A 19,884-nucleotide genomic window follows, 5' to 3' on the forward strand; every position below is an offset into this window, starting at 1 on the left:
AAATAATCATAATATTTTTATAATTTTCTCGTTATATAAAAAGATCCCCCATTTATTAGAATGACTTTCATAATTCTGATAAATGGAGGATTCTTCTTTATATGTTACAGAAAAACAATTTTATGACCTTTGGAGTGTTTCCAGTCTTTTTGGATCAAGGATTGTGATTTTGCCACGGGAGAGTTTGACGAGACCCTCGCCTTGAAAGTATCGAAGCATTCGAGTGATAACTTCCCTGTGGGAACCAAGATGGTTTGCGATAGTTTCGTGAGTGATTTTCAGTTCATTTGTTCCTTCAATGGATGTTTCTTCTAAAAGAAATGAAGCAACACGCTTATCCAAACTCTTCCACATAATCTGTTCAATCAGCCACATGACATCAGAAAAACGGGTAGCCATTAACTCATTGGTATAATTTGCGACAGGAGCAGATTCTTTCATGATGCCCTTATAGATTTCAGCAGGGATGATCCAAAGATCCGTATCTTTTTCTGCTTCAATGGTTACTTCAAATTGAATAGACCGCATGATACATGAGGCGGATAAAAGACACATATCCATATCGAACAGACGGTAAAGTGTAATCTCCCGTCCTTCATCTGAAAGTATGTAAGTTCGAAGCTGCCCGGATTTAACCAGTAATAATCCAGTACAATCCAGGTTTCCATTGTGAATGATTGTCCCTTTTTTTACATACTGTGTGATTAAATTGTCTGAAATTATTTTTTTCTGTGCTGTATTTAAGTCATTCCATAGTGGAAAACAATTTTCGAAGTTCATAACCGTTATCTCCTTTACGAACATAGTATACTTGCTTTTTTTAGACGCGTCAATTATATAACTGGCATATGCCATAAATAGAAATAAAAAGAAGTGTAATAAAGTAAATTATCTTTTCTGTGATATCATCACGGAAGCAAGCACTTATTTGGGGTATATTAAGTTCAAATAGGAGAAGGAGTTGAAAAATATGACATCTATAAATATAAATAAAGAAAAGTTTGGACAATTAATTCATAAGGAAAAAACGGTTTTGGTTGATTTCTGGGCACCTTGGTGTGGTTATTGCCGTAGAATTGGAGCGGCTTATGAAAAAATAAGTGAAGAATACAGCGATATTCTTATTGCTGGAAAAGTGAATATTGATGAAGAACCACAGATTGCAGAAGCTGAAAAGATTGAGGTGATTCCTACGCTGGTTTTATATCGAAATGGAAAGGCAATAGATTCTATTGTTGCACCTGAATCAAAAATAATGATAGAGAATTTTATTAATGAAGCATTGGAAAAATAAAAGGAGGACTGCTGTATGAATGAAAATCATGTTTACGATATGATTATCGTGGGGGGAGGACCTGGAGGGTATACTTCAGCATTATACGCAGCCAGAGCAGGATTTGATACCATTGTTTTAGAAAAATTATCTGCAGGTGGTCAGATGTCATTGACCTGGCAGATTGATAACTATCCTGGTTTTGAAAATGGAATTGACGGATTTTCATTGGCAGAGAAAATGCAAAAACAGGCGGAAAAATTTGGCGCTAAAAGTGAATATGCTGAAGTTTTTAATATGGATTTAACAGGAAAGCTTAAGAGAGTAGAAACTAGTTCGGGAATTTATATTGGGAAAACAGTAGTGATTGCTACTGGAGCAAATCCAAGAGAACTTGGTCTCGCTAAAGAAAAAGAATTGATAGGTCATGGGGTTGCTTATTGTGCTTCCTGTGATGGTATGTTTTATAAAGATAAGATCGTGGTGGTTGTTGGTGGTGGAAATTCTGCTGTATCAGATGCTGTTCTTTTAAGTCGAATTGCTAAGAAAGTCATCATTGTTCATCGAAGAGATACATTACGTGCAACGAAAATCTACCATGACCAGCTGATGAAAACTGAAAATATAGAGTTTCGATGGAACAATACAGTAAATGAACTGATTTATGGAGAACGATTGACTGGTGTGCGGTTGAAAGATACAGTTACAGGAGAAGAAAACATTATAGAATGTGACGGCCTGTTTGTGAGTATAGGAAGAAAACCGACAACAGATTTTTTAGATAATCAGATAGAACTGGATAATAAAGGATATATTGTGGCAGGTGAAAACACTGAAACGAGTATTCCGGGTGTTTATGCTGTAGGAGATGTCAGAACAAAGTTACTTCGTCAGATAGTAACAGCAGTGGCAGATGGTGCTATGGCAGTACATATGGCAGAAGAGTATGTGGAGAAATAATAATCAGAATTTGAATGGTGAACTTTTCATACTGAAATATGTACGATTTCAATAATGACATGAACTTATGGGAATGTATTGCGGATACTTTGTGAACTTTATCCTGATACAATGATTCCGGTGTATTTTTATGTCAATTTAAAAAGTATCAAATGATGATACTTTTATAGGAATCAGTGATACTTTACGGCAGGTATTTGAGATACCCCTGATACTTTGAACTGTTATACTGATTATGCTGGAAATAAAAGAACAGCAGGAAAACTTCATATGATTATTAGAAAAGCTCTTTCGGGTTAGCACCCCGGAGGGGCTTTTTTTGTTGCCCTGAAATTTTGATTTCCGGCCAATAAGCCACAGGTCTGCCTGATCTGGTGGCCTGAAAGGAAATCAGTACGCATGATCAGAGGCATCAGAAGGAGCCGGTCCCCTCCGCTCTTGAATTTGGAACACGAAACAGATTTCAAATTCAGGAGGAACGGACGATGTATGTAGAGCATCCATATAAATTCAATGACAAATTTTATGCAAAAGTTGATGGGAAATTTTATGAAATAACCAGAGAGGTAGCCAAGGCAATGCTTTCCGCTTACCGTAATGAAGTTTACAGAAGTAAAAAGTGGCAGCCAGAAGATCCGGAAACCATGACAAGAAAAACAAAGTGGACGGAGCTGTTGGATTGTGTTTTCAGTGAGAATACAGATGGAATTGGAGTGCAGGATTTACCGGATGAGTGCCAGCGGAGCGTAGAAGATCTGGTAATTCTGCAGGCTGAATCTGCAGAATTGCATCAGAATATCGCAAAGCTGTCAGAACATGAACAGTTTATTATCAAGTCCATCTACTTTGATGGCATGAAGCAGGTAGAACTGGCGAAAAAACTGGAAATTTCAAAGGTCCGTATGTCTCAGAAGGTCAGTGCAATCTTAAAGAAAATGCGGAAAATGTATGAAATAGGTTAAAGAGTGAGAACGGCACTCTTAACTTTTTCACGATTTTTGTATTTAGAAATAAAATCAAAACAGATAGAAAGAGAGTGAAAATATGGCAGAAAAAAGATGTTATACGGTGAAGGATTTACAGGAAATGCTGGATGTCAGCAGATCAATGGTCTATAAGCTGTTGAGACAAAATGAGTTCCGCTGGATTCAGTTAGAAGGCGGTGGCTACCGCATTTCCAAGAAGAGTTTTGACGAGTGGTTGGATAAGGGAAATGCTTCTGTGACATCCTAAATTTTTTGCGAATTGTGAGATATGATTTAAGAAAAATGAATGGGAGGAGCGTGAAACATGGCAGTGATACAAAGAGTTGGATCACCGGCAAAACCCCGAAAGTGGATGAGTGTCCACGAGATGGGGGATATGCTGGGATTAAAGAAGACAGATCGTTACTGGCTGGTTCATAAAAACTATTTTCGGACAGAAACATTGCTTGGAAAGATGAGGGTTGAAATTGCCAGTTTTGAAAAGTGGTATGCCAATCAGGACTGGTATCACAGCCAGTCCAGATACCGTACACAGGAAGATCGTAAGAAAGATGCAGTTGCAGAGGCAGCCAGTCTCAGTATGCCGGAAATGGCCCGGCTGCTTGACGTTCCAAGAAGTACCGTATATGGAATCCTGAGCAGTAAAAAATATGCCCCATTGCTGGACGTCATTGTAATTGCCGGACGGAGAAGGGTGACAAAGGAGAGCTTTGAGCGATTCTTGCAGGCACAGGATACCTATGAGCTGTTTAATTTTGAATATGAAGAATTGGAGTTGAAAGAAAAACGGGAATATGAGAATTATAAGTGAAGATGCCTTGCAGAAGCAGATCACAGCCAGGAGAAAAAATGTCTGGAGTATCTGACAGTGCCGGAAGCGGCAGAACTGGCAGGAGTTGAGCCTGCAACCATAGCTTATTGGTACACCACAGGAAAAATCTCGGTCAGAAAAACAGGAAAGATTATTCGTATTCCAAGAGAAGCATTTGAACAGTGGTTATTGAAGCGGAAGGAAAAGGGGGTGGTATAGCATGGCTTCGATACAGAAGAAAAATAACAAATATTGTGTCGTATATTACTGTAAAGATACAGAGGGAAAACGGAAACAGAAATGGGAAACGTATGATACAAAGAACGAAGCTAAAATAAGAAAAGCAGAAATCGAACTGAAAGAGAAAAAAGGCGGTATTATCGTATCGAACTGTAAGACGTTGGAGGATCTGATAAATGAGTATGTAGAACTGTATGGAAAAGACAGGTGGGCATTGTCTACCTATGACGGGAATATGTCATTGCTGAAGAATTATATATTGCCTATCATTGGGAAAACTCCACTGACGGATATCAATACCAGATTTCTGGAGATTTACTATAAGACTCTGACAAAGACGCCATCCGTTCCAGACTTGAACGGAAATGTCAGAAGCGAGTTCGTATCTACCAGTGTAATCCGTGATGTACATAAGCTGCTGAAGAGTTGTTTTAATCAGGCTGTGAAGTGGGATATCATGGAGAAGAATCCAGCATTTAAAGCGACGGTACCAAAGCATAAATCAGAGAAACGGGTAATATGGGATGCAGAGACCTTTGCATATGCTCTGGATGTGTGTGAAAATGAGTGCCTGAAATTGTGTATGAACCTTGCCTTTGCCGGTTCTCTTCGAATAGGAGAACTACTGGGGCTTACCTGGGACTGCGTAGATATATCAGAAGAAGCGATCAAAGAAAACCGGGCGTATCTTTATGTAAATAAGGAAGTACAGAGAGTCAGCAAAAAAGCGTTAGAGGAATTAGACCAGAAAGATGTGATCGTCATATTTCCAGAGGAGCGGAAAACGAATAAGACGGTACGCATTATGAAAACACCAAAAACAGAAAGCAGCGTGCGGAAAGTGTTTTTACCCAGGAGCGTAGCTGAAGAACTGATTGCATGGAAAGCACAGCAGGAGGAGATAAAGGATATTTTGCAGGAAGAATACCAGGACTATGGCCTTATCCTTGCTACTGAATATGGACTTCCAAGGGGCGGTGCGTATATCAGAGATTCCCTGAATAAGCTGATCAAACAACATGATTTACCACAGATTGTGTTTCACAGTTTCCGGCATATGAGTGTTACCTATAAGCTTAAGCTGAACGGCGGTGATATAAAGGCGGTACAGGGAGATTCTGGTCATGCACAGGCAGATATGGTTACAGAAGTATATTCGCATATTATAGATGAAGACAGACGGCGCAATGCGACACTGTTGGAAGATTCCTTTTATAACAGGAAGAATCTGAATCCGCAGATCCATGATACAGAAAAGAGGACGATGATGGAAGTTCCAGAAGGAGTGGACGCAGAGTTACTTGCAAAAGTTCTCAGCAATCCGGAAATGGCTGTGTTGCTGACATCATTAGCAAAATCAATGCAAGGGGAACATAATTAGGATAAAAGCAGACCGGTGGAGAGCAAAATCTCTGCCGGTTTTATTTATGAGATCAAATCAGAGCATGTGAGAAAAAAGAGGTAAAATAGTGGTCAAAGCATCTTGCGTAAATGGCGGTATCTGATGTATAATTTAGAAGAAATCTGACAAAGAAAATAGTGTATCACACATTTCATTTCCCGCTTTTAAATGGGCAGGATAGTTGGATTTTATGATTTGAAAAATTATAGATGGAGTTGGCGCTTTATATTAGAAGCGTACAATCATTTTCTCAGAAAATGTAAAAATCCGGAATAATTTTCAATGATCTTATATGAACAGAAATAGTCCGGGAAGGCGCTTTTTTACTGGACTTATAAATGAATAGGTTGTCTCTGTTGGACTAGTCTGAACCTGCATAAAAGTTGCTCCTAAGACTCTATTGTAGGTTCGATTCCTATAGGAGACGCTCATTTTTAGCGGTAATGAAGATAGTTTCATTGCCGCTTTTTTTGTGCAGAATTGCAATTTCAGTGACAAATTTGTCAGCGAAACAAGGTTGAAAATACTGACTTTGTCAGCGGGGATGGATGCTTGTCACCGATTCATATTTTCCGGTCTGTCACCTAGAGGGATTAACTACAGTGTAGGATGAGTTTTGGGGTGTAAAATTAGGAAAAGCAGTGAGATAAAACACTATATTCTTGCCTGTGATATCAGGCCTGTCGGAAGAGTCCGTTCAGATTAGATAAAAACAATCTATTCTGGACGGGCTTTTTTGCGTGAGCAATGAGTCAAGGTCTAAGCTTGCTTGAGACTTTGACGAATGCCGCGACAACGAGCGAGCATCGCGAGTGCGTTCAGGGAAAGGAAGTTGCCTATGGAAGAAAAGAAGGAATTGCTGGATCAGGATGAAAGAGTTGTAGAGATTGAGCTGGAAAGACTTCGGGGATTTGTAAACCATCCATTCAAGGTTCAGGCGGACAGTCAGATGATTGAATTACAGGAGAGCATTAAGAAGTATGGAATATTAAATCCTCTGATAGTCAGACCGAGGCAGGATGGAACTTATGAGATCATATCGGGTCACAGAAGAAAATTTGCAGCTGAAAAGATCGGTTATCGTAAGGTACCTGTGATCATTCGCGTATTAAAAGATGATGAAGCGGTTGTATCTATGGTTGATTCAGTGCGCCCGTAAGGCGGTTGGGGTGGACACCCAATTGTCGTGGGTCATTGTGATTTTACTATGAGAAAGTAATAAGAAAAATTATCAAGTGCAAAAAACACAATCTTATCGTCAACAACTAACCTCGAGTGGAAACATGAAGGGGACAACAGCACGTTTGTAAAGGCACAAGTCAGCGAATCTTCCAAGCTGCGACTGAGTGTCGAGGCGAAAGGTACTATATAAGGATGAAGGCTAAACTGCTTGAAGGAAAGTCAGAGGCTGGAGCTAACCATCTCCACACCGAATGGAAGATGTTACGGTGGTACGTTGGCGGATTAGTATTTTGCTGTCTGCAATCCGCGGGATAATCAACGTAAGCCAGCCATAAGTAATGGAAAATGACGAAAACTCCCATACCGATAATAGTACAACTTATCACAATGAAGCTAAACGGGGATTACCTAAACTGAAATGCCCAAGTGGCTATGAGTAATGCCGAAAGGTGAAAAATCTCAAGTGTAAAAAGCAAGAGAGATGACTCTGAATATTCAGCATGGTAACGGAGCCGTCGTAGTAGTTCGAGGACCTTGGATTGACAAGGATAGCCGTAAAATCGGAAGCGAATAATAACGCCCACATGGCGAAGGACGGCAGTTTATCATTCAATACTAAAACGAGGAAGGATGTGTGAGACATTGAGAGAACCAGTAAAGGTATTGAAAAGTCTTTCAGAACAAGCAATAAACAAACAGTATAAATTTAAAAGATTATATCGGAATTTATACAACCCAGAGTTTTATTTTCTAGCTTATAAGAATATAAGCCAATCTCAAGGAAGTATGACATCTGGTGTGGATGGCAAAAGCCTAGATGGTATGAGCGAGAAGCGAATAAGTGCTCTCATCGAAAGCATTAGGAGTTTCAGCTATCAGCCGAATCCCGCAAGGCGAGTGTATATTGAAAAGAAAAACAGCACAAAGAAGCGTCCATTGGGAATTCCATCAACAGAAGACAAATTAGTACAAGAGGTTGTAAAAATGATTCTTGAGAGTATATATGAACCAAATTTCTCAGACTGCTCTCATGGATTCAGACCTAAAAGAAGCTGTCACTCGGCTTTACAGCAAATACAGAATCAATTCACCGGAATCACATGGTTTGTAGAAGGTGATATTCATGCCTGTTTTGATAGCTTTGACCACCATGTGCTAGTGAATATTCTGAGGGAGAGAATCGAGGATGAAAATTTCTTGGCTCTCATTTGGAAAATGTTGAAGGCAGGCTACATGGAGCAATGGGCTTATAACTGCACTTTCTCAGGAACTCCTCAGGGTTCAGGAGTAAGTCCAATATTGGCAAATATATATCTGTCGAAGCTGGACGATTTTGCGGAAAACTTAAAGAAAAGCTTCAATAAAGGTAAATCAAAAGAAAACCTTGAGTATCAAAGGGCAGCAAGCAAATTATACTACATCAGAAGAAAAAACCGAGCAAATTGGGAAAATTGGAATGAGCAACAAAGAAAGGAAGCTCTGCGGCTGCAAAAGGACGCTATTAACTACATGCACAGTTTACCAAGCAAGAGAGCAAACAATAAGGAATACAAAAGTCTGGTCTATTGTAGATATGCGGATGACTTTCTAATTGGAGTCATAGGTTCATTCGAGGATGCATCTGAAATCAAGGAAAAATTCAGAGTATTTCTCGAGGATACTCTGCATCTTGAGATGTCCGAAGAAAAGACCAAGATAACACATAGTCAAGATAAAGCAAGATTTCTTGGATATGATATCACCACCGCAAAGAACTCAGCGCTTAAGTATGACTCAAAGCATCAATTAAGAAAAACTCATACGGGCAGAATTAAATTGTACGCCCCAAGAGATAAATGGCAAGGTAAATTGACGGAGTATGGTGCTCTAAGGATTAGGTATGACAAAAATGGCAAGGAAATATGGGATTCACACCACAGAGGAAATATGGTTCACATGACAGACGTGGAAATAGTGTCGCAAGTAAATGCGGAAATCAGAGGAATGTACAATTATTATTCCATTGCCGAAAATGCAACAGTCATCAAAAACTTTGCATTTATCTTGGAATATAGCATGTACAAAACCTTCGGACTGAAATATCGAAAGAGTGTTTATAAGATACAGAGAAAGTACCGCAAAAACGGGATATTCATGGTTCCATACAATACAAAGAAGGGATTGAGATACTGCGAGTTTTATCATGACGGATTCAAAAAGAAACGTTATGCATGCGGTTTCGAGCCTGACTTATTGCCACAATACGTCAAATATGATAATCCGAATTATCTGAGGACAAGGATTAAGCTAGGTGTATGTGAACTTTGTGGTGAAAACACAGGTGATATATGCATGCACCATGTAAGATCATTGAAATCAATCCAAGCAGACAATGAATGGAATACTATTATGTTGGCTAAGCGTCGCAAGACACTTGCAGTTTGTCCGAACTGCTATGCCAAAATCACGAAATAACTGAAAGACTATGGTAAATGGGAAGCCGTATACATCGAGAGATGTACGTACGGTTTCGGGGCGAGGCTATGGAAACCTGTCTTGGAGACAAGGCAAGGCGCTGTGGTCTTAGCCTACAATATTCAGCGTGAAAATCTACTGCCAAGTGAAAAAGCTCATGCCTATAAGATGAAATATGATGCAATGAAGCATCAGGGAAGTAAAGGCGAAAAATATACAGCAGATATGGTAGGGGAAGCTGCCGGGGACAGTGGGAGAACTGTACAGAGATATATCCGTCTGGCAGCATTATCCGATGCTCTGTTGGAATATGTAGATAATAATAAGATTCCTATGATTGTGGGAGAAAAGCTGTCTTATCTGAAACCAGAGGAACAGGAGTGGCTTCTGGAAGTGATTGCCAATAGCAGTATCTTTCCGACAAAGCAACAGGCAGAACAGTTAAAAGAATGCAGTGCAAATGGAAAATTAAACCAGAGTTATATCTATGCTGTTTTATTAAAAAAGGAAAGCAGTAAGATCAATGTGACGATCCCGGCAAAGAAAATCGGCAATTATTTTCCGGAGACATATTCTAAAGAACAGATAGAAGAAGTCATTTTCATGCTTTTGGATAAATGGAAAGAAAACAAAAAAGGAGTAGCAGATGCAGAAGATACAGTTTGATTATTTTACAGGGATGGAAGCGGAACAATACAGCTTCTATCGTGTCCCTAAAGTGCTGTTTACAGAATCCTGCTTTAAAACTCTTTCTTGTGAAGCAAAGGTATTATACGGTCTGATGCTGGACCGTATGAGCCTGAGCATTAAAAACAGATGGCTGGATTCAGAGGACAGAGTATACATTATCTTCACTGTGGAAGAAATTGCAGAGCTGATGAACTGCGGAACTCAAAAGGCAGTGAAACTGGTAAAAGAGCTGGACAGCAGCAATGGGATTGGATTGATAGAGAAGAAACGTCTGGGACTGGGAAAACCGAATGTTATTTATGTGAAAAATTTTATGATCAGAGAGGTTCCAGATCAAAAGCCGACAGGTAATTGTGCAGATCTGCAATCTGAGCAGGAAGATCATAAAAAAATTGCAGATTTGCAATCGAAACAGGAAAGACATAAGGAATGTGCAAATTTGCAACAAGAAGCAGAAAACAAGGGGAAAACAGGCATTTCTCTGAATTATGAAAATCATCATTCAGGAGTAGTGAAAACCACAATTCAGGATTGGGCAGAATCACAATTCCAGAATAGTGAAAATCACAATTCAAGAATGGTGGAAATCACAAATCCAGAATTTCCAGAATCACAATTCCAAAATAGTGAAAATCATCATTCCGGAATAGTGGAAATCACAAATCCAGAATACCCGAAATCACAATCTAATAATACTGATATTAACAAGACTGATATTAGTGAAACTGAGATAAATCAATCTTATCCAATCACATCAAATAATTTCCCAAAGAAAAAAGATGTGATGGAGGAGATGAGAGCATATCGTGAAGTGATTCACGAAAACATAGATTATCAATATCATGCCAAGGAAGATGTAGATGAACTGGTAGAACTGATAATTGAAGTTATGATGATGCCGGAGGATAGTATGATTCGCATTGCAGGAGTAGAAAAACCAGTTGCTTTGGTGAAAAGCAGGTTTATGAAACTGAACTATTCACATATCGAATATGTGTTGTTCTGCCTGAACCGAAATACAACTAAGGTTGGAAATATTAAAGCCTATCTTCTGACTGCCCTGTATAATGCCCCGGCAACGATAAACAGTTATTATCAGGCAGAAGTTAATCACGATATGTATGGAGGATAAAGGAACATGAAGAAGATGATTAAAAAAGTGATAGCCCCAGTGCTGGTGATTACGGTATTGTTTGCAGTATTAAGACCGTTTTGTATTCAGGATGGAGAGTGCAATTATTTCTTGCTGTTACTTCTGATGGGGATACCGTTTGGAATAGGAAAAATGTGTGTCTGGATGGTTCCAAGAGGTTTTGACCTCGGAGGAACGCTGGCAGTATGGACAATGAATCTTCTGATTGGAGGATTAATAGGAAGCATCGTTCTTCTGGCAATGATTGGACAGGCGATCATTTATCTCTGCGTTTTTCTGATTACACTTCTTACAGGAATACATAAAATACCGAGAATAAAATGAAATAGATTTTTTGAAAAGCAGCTAAGACAAAAATTAGCTGCTTTTTTTCGGGAAACTTTGCGACACGATGGCGTAAAGTTGGAACAAATTGCAGGAAAGGAGACACCGTATTGAGCAATCGTGCAATTTCCACAGAACTTATTGAATTGGGAGAACGGATCAGAAAACGCAGACAGGAAATGAAGTTGTCACAGGAATCTTTTGCGGAAAAAGCAGGTATCAGTGTCAATACGGTCAGCAGAATTGAAGGCGGGCAAACTGCAATGTCTGTTGAGATTTTCAGAAAGATGATTGAGATATTGGAAATAGATGCCAATATCCTGCTGGGGAAAGAGGCAGGTGATACAGAAAAGCAGGAATCATTTCAGGAAGTGCTTTACCGTATTCAGAAGATGGAATGGAAAGAGCAGAAAATTATCATGCAGACCATAGATTCTCTGATAGACAGTTTTAATGAATACAGGTGAAATTTCACCATATATGGGGTGTAAAATAAAAAAACTCCCCATATATGCTAAGGATAATAGAATCCTGTGTTGTTAAAATGGAAAACAGAGAGATAAAGAAGGGAGATAGGATGGATGACCAGAGAAGAAAATTTGCTTTATAGGAGGCAGTGTCCTTATGATGCAATGGGAGACTATTCTGTTTTGATGGAAAATGAAAAGAACATAAAAGCAGAAAGAAATACCAAGAAGTCTGATCCTGGCATCAGACGGAAAATAAAGTAGAGAATATTGTAACTATTAGAAAGGGCAGTAAGGAAGTTTCAGGCTCTCGTTAAAAAAAACGGGTGTACCGGAAGCTGTTTTTTACTGCCCTTTTTGTCAGTTGATCAGTAAGAATCCTATCCTTTCTGCCGATGGGCACCTGTTGCCAGCAGGCAGAAAGGTGGTAATTATGCTTACATTGCAGGAATTGAAACAAGTTGTAAGTAACAGGGAAGAAAGAAGAAAGGTTCCGTCCGCTAAATATTTAAGAGAAAACGATGTAGCAGTTGCGAAGCAAAGGTTGATGGATTGTGCGGAAATTATCGCATATCAGACCGGATATGTTCTCTATTGTGTGGGGGACTATGCAACGGTTTTTCCGTTATTTACCTGTCGAGATTATGTGTATGAAGCAGAAAGAAAAATAGCAGTTGTTGAGGAGAATTTTTTTGATGATCAACCCTGGTATGTAAGGCTGATATTAGAAGGCGAAGACCGGCTGTGGAGAAACAGGGAAACACGAGAACATAATAATTGCATTTCGTATAGCTGTATTTCCGAAGAATGGTGCGAATTGGCAGATAAAGGACAATGTCTGCTTGAAAGAATCATTGCAGAGGAAACAGTCAGGGAGTTGATGAATCTGTTGACAGAGCGACAGAGACAGATGATCCAGCGTATTTATTTTCAGCAGCAGACACAAAAAGAAGTCTCGCATGAACTGGGTATTACAGTTCCGGCAGTATCAAAGTGCATTTCACAGGCAATGCAGAAAATGCGGAATAATTCGGATGACTCTGCCAGAGTATTGAAAAAAGGAGACTGGAAGTATGCCTGGTAAAAAGCCAAAAGAAAGACAACGCTATATGCTGCGTGTAAATGATACGCTTGTGGAAGTTACCAGGGCAGTATATCTGGCTTGGTATCAGGCTGGAAGAAAAGAGCGATACCAGGTTGAAAAAATGCAGAGGCATGGAGTATGCAGTATGGAGGAATTACAGGAAAAAGGCTATGACTGTTCTTTTTCGGTATTATCACCGGAAGAAATCATTATCAGATTGTCAGAAATACAGGAACTGGAAGAAGCTCTGGGATATTTGACTAAAGAGGATGCGGAACTGATAACGCTATTGTTTTTTGAAGAATTTACAGTAAAAGAAACAGCACAGTATTTTGGGTGCTGCCCAAAGACGATCAGAAACCGGAGGAAGAAAGTATTGGAGAAATTAAAAGAACAACTGGAAAACACATAAAACAATGTTGAAATAAAAATATCTAAAAAATTTTTTAAACAGGTTAATTTTTGCCCTTTCACACATGCAGTTAGTGAAGGGGCAAATGTCTATTTGCAATTCAAGAAGATAAATCCCCTTAAAAATTGCACCTTGACAATTTCATACCAGCAGCGAGAGGATACCCGGAATTTTTCAGCTACGCATTTTTGCGGCGGGAATCCGGTGAAAACGTGAAGGGATACAGATGGGAGGCACCCTTTGCAGGAACGATTACGAATTACCTCTTGCGGCTTAATGCTTGATCCTGAACTTTACCTGAGTGTCATTCCTGTTTTACAGGATGACAGCAGATACCATGTGGCGGTGTTTCAGTAAAAGGCACTGCCATATGAATGTGCTGTTATCAGAGGTATTTCTGTATCAGCAATAAGATGTGGGAGGTGGTTCCAATGATTGAATAATGCAGGTGTGAGCCTGCATGAAAATAGAACAGATAATAGAAGAAAGAGAGGATTCAGTCAAAATGAAAATGAGATTCAAAAGATTCTTGTCCGGATTTATGGCAGTCGCAACACTGGCTTCTGTCATTATTCAGCCAGTAGCAGTTTCGGCTTCTGAATTAGAACCAGAAGAAATACCATTTGAACAGCAGTATGCAGAATTAAAAGATGTTCAGGATTCCCTTGATCCGGATGAGATCGTAAAGGCAAATGATATTGAACTTTCTTATGGGCAGGAATTTGATGTAGAAGTTGATCTGTCTGGAATCGAAGGTGTAGATGAAAGTAAGATTAAGGTTTTATTCCATGAAGCAAAGAATGAAACGGGTACAGATTTTGACACACATACACCAGATACTTACAAGGCTGTCTATGCAGTAAAACCAGTCAGCGGTCATCCTGCTTATAGAATCAGCAGAAACATTACAGTGAAAGAACCGGAAACAGAAGTACAGTCAGAGCGTGCTTCAGAAAGTACGGTAAATGTTGAAGATGATACTGGAGATACAGAGCAGAGCGAGGAAGATTCGGAATCGCACTGGGAAACACAAAATTCTGAAAGCACAGCAGATTTGGAATCTGAATTAACCGTTTCAGAAGCACTGGAGCAGGCAGAGAGTAATGGAATTGATCTGTATGCAATGAATGAAGGCGAAACAGTAACCTTTATGGCTGCGGCAGGCAATGCCAGAAGTTCACAGCAGGTTTCTGTGACCAGAGGGGCAGAATACCGATATGCAGATTATGGATATGGAACATATCTGACTTATCAGTATACTGTAAAATTCGGCAATATATCTGCCACAGCATACTGTGTGCAGCCATCCAAACCAGGGCCTGGAAGTGGAACTTATACGATCAACAAGGTTGGCGATGGAAAAGCACTTGCGAAAGTATGCTATTACGGTACAAAGGCTTCCGGTGATGATGGATTTTTTATAGAGGAAAACGGATACGGCAATTTAAGTGCAGGAGCCAGATTTATTCTGGTACATCTGGCAGCATCTTATGCAAATGGAAGTGGAGATGCTTTTTCAGGTGCAAATAGTACAGCACAGAATCTGGCAATGAAACTCTATAATTACTGTATTTCACAGCCGGAAATTCCAGATGTGGCAATGTCCTTTTCGGATGCAGATGTAAAAGCCTATGTGGATGGCAACAGTCAGAGAACAAAGGATATTACATTTAATGCGGATGCGTTACAGACCATTACCATGAAACTTCCGGCAGGTGTACAGCTTCATAACCTGACAACAGGTAAAACAAGTAAAGCCGGAGAAAGTGTGGAAATTTGTGGTGGTACAAAGTTTTATCTGTCCGCACCATTAACACAGGTGAGTGATGTGGCAGGAAGCTGGTCTGCAACCATGAAAGGAAGCATTACCAAAGATTATTCAGCTTATAAGATTTCAACAGGTTCCGGAAACCAGGATCTGGCTCTAGTATTTGGCGAAGGCGTTGACGATGAGAAATATGTAGATTTTAAAGTATCCTGGGTACAGCAGGCAAGTGTTAAGGTGATCAAGAAAGATGCCAAGTCAGACGCAAAGCTGTCTGGTGCTGTGTTTGGATTATACAGTGATGCAGAATGTACCAAACTGATCACACAGTTACCTGCGACGGATGAAAACGGTGAAGCGTCCGTACAGATCACCAAGACACAGGATACCGTATATCTGAAAGAGATTACAGCTCCAAGCGGATACCGTATCAATGCGACAGCTTATAACGTGAAACTGGAAGTCAGCAAGACCACAACTGTTACTGTTCCAGATGAAGAACAGATGGGACAGCTTACCGTTTATAAAGAAGGTGAGGTTCTGGTTGGTGCAGATGTGACAGAAAATGGCACAACATTTAAGTATGAGAAACGCAGACAGAGTGGTGCTGTTTATGATGTGTATGCTGGAGAAGATATTAAAACTGCCTATGGTACAAAGATTTACAGCAGGGGTGATCTGGTAAAAGAGAATCTGACAACAGATACAAACGGAGCTACCGTTCTTAAAAATCTGTATCTTGGTACATATATCGTAAAAGAGAAACAGGCTCCGACAGGATTCTATAATGCCGGAGAGGAAAAGACAGTAACATTATCCTATGCAGGGCAGAATGTGGACATTGTTTTCACTGAGACAACCTTTACTAATGACAGACAAAAAGTAGAAGTAATGGTAACAAAACAGGATGAAGATACAGAAAATCCGCTGGATGGCGGAATTTTTGGACTTTATGCTGCAAGTGATATTACCAATGTGGATGGAACCATCATTGTAAAGAAAGGGACACTGATCGAGAAAGCGACAACAGGAACAGACGGAACAGCGAAGTTTACAGCAGACCTGCCGCTTGGATTTTCTTATGATGTGAAAGAAGTGCAGGCCCCGGAAGGGTATGTGAGAAAAACAGATGATGTTTATACGTTTGCTTTCTCTTATACGAATGATAAAGAAGCAAAACAGACATTTAAGCATACATTCAAAAATGAACGTGTAACAGCTAAGATTTCTCTGCAGAAACAGGACAAAGAAACAAAAAAGGCAGTTCCACAGGGCGATGCAACTCTGGAAAAAGCAGTTTATGGATTGTATGCTCGTGAAGATATTGTGCATCCGGATGGTGCTACTGGTGTGATCTATAAAGCAGGAGAGCAGGTTGCCACTCTTACGACAGATAAGAATGGACAGGCTTCTGTGGATGGCTTATATCTTGGTAATTACTATGTGAAAGAGATTACTCCGCCAACTGGTTATCTGGCGGATGAAGAAGAACATGATCTGGTCTGCAATTATGAGGGAGATCTTGTAGCAGAGGTAAATCGTGAGTGTCTGTCTCTGGAGCAGGTAATGAAACAGCCATTCCAGATTATCAAAGCAGCAAATAATGGAAAGACTGACGCAGATTTATTGAAAGGGGCAGGATTTACTGCTTATCTGGCATCATCCCTGAAAGTAAAAGAGGATGGAAGCTATGATTTTGATTCTGCAAAACCGGTAGTGATCGGAGAAAATGGTGCAACAGAAATCTTTACAGATGAAAAAGGTTATGCCTGCAGTATTGCGATTCCTTATGGAACTTATATTGTGCGTGAAACCACAACGCCTCATAATTACACTCCGGTAGATGATTTTACAGTGCGTATCACTGAGAACAACCCGAACCAGCCACAGACATGGAGAGTGCTTCTGGATGACGAGTTTGAAGCGAAACTGAAAATTATCAAACAGGATGATGAGACGAAAAAGGCAGTACTTCAGAAGAATACAGAGTTCAAGATTTTCAATATGGACACTGAAAAATATGTGGAGCAGGTAACAACTTATCCGACTACGGTAAAACATAAATCCTATTTTACAGATGAGCAGGGATATTTGATTCTTCCGCAGAATCTTAAAATCGGACATTACCGCATTGAGGAAGTAAATGCACCTTATGGATATACTTTGAATGAAAATTACTATGAGGTAACAGTTGATTCCAATACTGCATATCAGATGGATGGAACTTCCGGGGATGTGATTATTGAAGCAGTTTATGAGAACCATCCAGTTAAGGGAGAACTGACTATCGCGAAAAAAGGCGAAGTTCTGGACGGATTCAAGGATGATTTTACATATCAGACAGAAAATCTGGAAGGGGCAGAGTTTGAGATTTACGCTGCCGAGGACATCTATACTGCAGATTTCCAGAAAGATGATAATGGAAATCGTATTCTGGAATATGCGGCAGGAACACTGGTAAAAACGGTCACAACGGATAAAGATGGTAAAGCGGTTCTGAAAAATCTTCCGCTTGGAAGTTATAAGATTGTCGAACAGACAGCACCGGATGGCTTTGTTTTAAACAGTGAAGCACAGATCATTACTTTCTCTTACAAAGATCAGGAAACACCAGTCATTGAGCAGACAGCTATCTTTGAAAATGACCGTCAGAAAGTAGAAATTTCTGTGGTAAAACAGGATGCTGATACAAAAGCAGCCGTTGCAGGAGCAGAGTTTGGGCTTTATGCGAAGAATGACATGGAAGCTCATGGAACTGTGATTGTGAAAGCTGACACACTCCTTGGAAAAGCTGTTTCCGGAGAAGATGGAAAGGCTGTATTTACACAGGATCTGACATTCGGTGAGTATTATATCAAAGAACTTGCAGCACCAAACGGTTATGTATCTTCTGATGAAATTCTGGAAGTAAAAGCAGAATATCAGGGACAGGATGTTAAGGTAGTACAGTTATCTTCTGTATTTAAGAACCAGCCTACAAAGGTTGTGGTTTCCAAGTCTGATTTAACTACTGGCGTGGAATTGTCGGGTGCGACACTTACTGTTCTGGACAAAGATGGAAATGTAGTTGATACATGGAAATCTGTAAAAGGAGAGCAGCATCTGATTGAACGACTTACCGTAGGGGAAACCTATACTCTCAGAGAAGAAATGGCTCCTTATGGATACCTCAAGGCAGAAGAGATCACCTTTATGATTGAGGATACTGGGGAAATCCAGAAAGTGGAAATGAAAGATGATGTGCCGACAGGAACGATTATCATCAATAAACAGGGAGAATTTCTGGATAAAGTAACTGCACTGGATTCTGTTGGAGGATGGATCAGCCATTTATTCCAGTATGTAACAGGCAGCCTGAAAGATGTTACTTTTGAAGTATTTGCTTTGGAGGACGTGAAATCTGCTGACGGAGAAAGTGAAGATTATTATAAAAAAGATGAGCTGGTGGCAACCATTACAACAGATGATACCGGTATTGCAAAAATATCCGGACTTCCGCTTGGTAAATACTATGTAAAAGAAAAAGCTACAGTAGAAGGCTTTGTTCTGGATGATGAAGCAAGAGAGATTGATCTGACATACCGGGATCAGGATACTGCAGAGGTTACTTACTCTGCTGACTGGCAGAATAACCGCCAGAAAGCGGAAGTGGAAGTTGTGAAAAAAGAGAAAGATTCTGATCGTGTACTGGAAGGTGCGGTATTTGCCCTCTGTGCCAAGGACGATATTACAGGAGCAGACGGAAAAGTAATTCTGAAAGCAGATACTGTGATCGAGGAACTGGCAACAGACAAAGAAGGAAAGCTGACTTTTACGGCAGATTTACCAATTGGTTTTGCGTATTATATCAAAGAAACATCTCCGGCACCTGGATTTGCAACGACAGATGAAACACAGGAGTTCACGTTTGAGTATGGAGGTGCAGAAAAGGAAAAAGTATCTTATGCTTTTACCTTTGAGGACGAGCCGACTGTAATCGAGATCACCAAGACTTCCCTGACAGACGGAAAAGAACTGGAAGGAGCTAAGTTACAGGTAACTGACGAAAGCGGTAAAGTTGTAGATTCCTGGACTTCCGGTAAAGAAGCTCATATCATCAAAGAACTGGTAGTCGGACAGAAATATACTCTGACAGAAACAAAACCGACAGATGGCTATGTGACAGCAGAAAGCATCACGTTTACCGTTGAAGATACTGCAAAGGCACAGAAAATCGAAATGAAAGATGATGTGACCAAGGTAGAAATTTCCAAAACAGATATTTCCGGTAAGGAACTGCCAGGAGCAAAACTGACAATTCTTGATAAAGATGGTAAGACAGTAGAGAGCTGGACTTCTGAGGAAAAACCACATTACATAGAAATGCTTCCGATTGGGGAGTATACACTTCGGGAAGAGTCAGCTCCTGATGGATATCTGGTAGCGGAAGATGTGAAGTTCACAGTGGAGGATACTGGGGAGATCCAGAAAGTAGTGATGAAAGATGAGGTAAAACCGGAAGAAACACCAACACCGGAAACACCGTCTACACAGGTAACAGATACACCGAAAACCGGAGATGATACACACATGCTGATTTGGATTCTGCTTGCGATTGCAGGCATGGCAGGCAGTGTATCAGCAGTCTGGATTACAAAAAAAAGAAAATAAAAGTTAATGTAGGGGCATTTATGGGCAGCAA

The 19,884-nt window shown here is 40.1% G+C and carries 17 protein-coding genes and 1 pseudogene; 17 read left to right on the top strand and 1 reads right to left on the bottom strand.

From position 1 onward, the window contains the following. Window positions 1–120 precede the first annotated feature (120 nt). Window positions 121–804: a Crp/Fnr family transcriptional regulator gene (locus NQ503_RS00690; RefSeq protein WP_044924567.1), complete on the bottom strand. Its 684-nt coding sequence runs from the start codon at window positions 802–804 to the stop codon at window positions 121–123. Window positions 805–970: 166 nt separating this feature from the next. Between NQ503_RS00690 and NQ503_RS00695 the strand changes: the two genes are divergently transcribed. From NQ503_RS00695 to NQ503_RS00775, 17 genes and pseudogenes are all read left to right on the top strand, one after another. Beyond that, complete coding sequence (locus NQ503_RS00695) at window positions 971–1,294, top strand: thioredoxin family protein (protein WP_005421616.1); 324 nt, start codon at window positions 971–973, stop codon at window positions 1,292–1,294. A 15-nt stretch (window positions 1,295–1,309) separates the two neighbouring features. Then, a complete protein-coding gene (trxB, locus tag NQ503_RS00700) occupies window positions 1,310–2,233 on the top strand; it encodes a thioredoxin-disulfide reductase (RefSeq protein WP_005421617.1) in 924 nt (307 codons plus the stop codon). 485 nt (window positions 2,234–2,718) lie between these two features. Next, the gene (locus NQ503_RS00705) at window positions 2,719–3,195 is read left to right on the top strand and encodes a sigma-70 family RNA polymerase sigma factor (protein WP_055057013.1); all 477 of its coding nucleotides are present in this window, start codon (window positions 2,719–2,721) and stop codon (window positions 3,193–3,195) included. A gap of 82 nt (window positions 3,196–3,277) precedes the next feature. Then, entirely contained in the window at window positions 3,278–3,466 is a 189-nt protein-coding gene (locus tag NQ503_RS00710) for a helix-turn-helix domain-containing protein (RefSeq protein ID WP_005421619.1), read from the top strand. 57 nt (window positions 3,467–3,523) lie between these two features. Continuing rightward, complete coding sequence (locus tag NQ503_RS00715; RefSeq protein WP_005421621.1) at window positions 3,524–4,030, top strand: helix-turn-helix domain-containing protein; 507 nt, start codon at window positions 3,524–3,526, stop codon at window positions 4,028–4,030. A gap of 57 nt (window positions 4,031–4,087) precedes the next feature. Further along, window positions 4,088–4,249, top strand: a complete 162-nt coding sequence (locus NQ503_RS00720) for a helix-turn-helix domain-containing protein (RefSeq protein ID WP_005421623.1) — start codon at window positions 4,088–4,090, stop codon at window positions 4,247–4,249. A 1-nt stretch (window position 4,250) separates the two neighbouring features. Beyond that, window positions 4,251–5,651, top strand: a complete 1,401-nt coding sequence (locus NQ503_RS00725; protein WP_005421624.1) for a tyrosine-type recombinase/integrase — start codon at window positions 4,251–4,253, stop codon at window positions 5,649–5,651. An 859-nt stretch (window positions 5,652–6,510) separates the two neighbouring features. Further along, a pseudogene (locus NQ503_RS00730) lies at window positions 6,511–6,819 on the top strand (ParB N-terminal domain-containing protein); the annotation flags it as partial. A gap of 677 nt (window positions 6,820–7,496) precedes the next feature. After that, on the top strand, window positions 7,497–9,308 hold the full coding sequence (locus tag NQ503_RS00735) for a reverse transcriptase/maturase family protein (protein WP_044924620.1): 1,812 nt from the start codon (window positions 7,497–7,499) through the stop codon (window positions 9,306–9,308). Window positions 9,309–9,389: 81 nt separating this feature from the next. Beyond that, window positions 9,390–9,974: a ParB/RepB/Spo0J family partition protein gene (locus tag NQ503_RS00740; RefSeq protein WP_242650105.1), complete on the top strand. Its 585-nt coding sequence runs from the start codon at window positions 9,390–9,392 to the stop codon at window positions 9,972–9,974. Further along, on the top strand, window positions 9,955–11,130 hold the full coding sequence (locus tag NQ503_RS00745; RefSeq protein WP_005421627.1) for a DUF6017 domain-containing protein: 1,176 nt from the start codon (window positions 9,955–9,957) through the stop codon (window positions 11,128–11,130). The genes NQ503_RS00740 and NQ503_RS00745 overlap by 20 nt, the downstream gene beginning before the upstream one ends. A 6-nt stretch (window positions 11,131–11,136) precedes the next feature. Further along, entirely contained in the window at window positions 11,137–11,475 is a 339-nt protein-coding gene (locus NQ503_RS00750; RefSeq protein ID WP_005421628.1) for a DUF6050 family protein, read from the top strand. A gap of 110 nt (window positions 11,476–11,585) precedes the next feature. Continuing rightward, window positions 11,586–11,942, top strand: a complete 357-nt coding sequence (locus tag NQ503_RS00755) for a helix-turn-helix domain-containing protein (RefSeq protein ID WP_082246469.1) — start codon at window positions 11,586–11,588, stop codon at window positions 11,940–11,942. Between the two features lie 114 nt (window positions 11,943–12,056). Beyond that, a complete protein-coding gene (locus NQ503_RS00760) occupies window positions 12,057–12,206 on the top strand; it encodes a hypothetical protein (RefSeq protein ID WP_005421631.1) in 150 nt (49 codons plus the stop codon). A gap of 169 nt (window positions 12,207–12,375) precedes the next feature. Beyond that, window positions 12,376–13,026, top strand: coding sequence for a sigma factor-like helix-turn-helix DNA-binding protein (locus NQ503_RS00765; protein WP_005421632.1), 651 nt, complete (start codon window positions 12,376–12,378; stop codon window positions 13,024–13,026). Further along, complete coding sequence (locus NQ503_RS00770) at window positions 13,016–13,438, top strand: RNA polymerase sigma factor (protein ID WP_005421633.1); 423 nt, start codon at window positions 13,016–13,018, stop codon at window positions 13,436–13,438. The genes NQ503_RS00765 and NQ503_RS00770 overlap by 11 nt, the downstream gene beginning before the upstream one ends. A gap of 505 nt (window positions 13,439–13,943) precedes the next feature. Next, the gene (locus tag NQ503_RS00775) at window positions 13,944–19,853 is read left to right on the top strand and encodes a SpaA isopeptide-forming pilin-related protein (protein WP_082246471.1); all 5,910 of its coding nucleotides are present in this window, start codon (window positions 13,944–13,946) and stop codon (window positions 19,851–19,853) included. Window positions 19,854–19,884 lie beyond the last annotated feature (31 nt).

The organism is Blautia obeum ATCC 29174 (assembly GCF_025147765.1).
Lineage (GTDB): Bacteria > Bacillota > Clostridia > Lachnospirales > Lachnospiraceae > Blautia_A > Blautia_A obeum.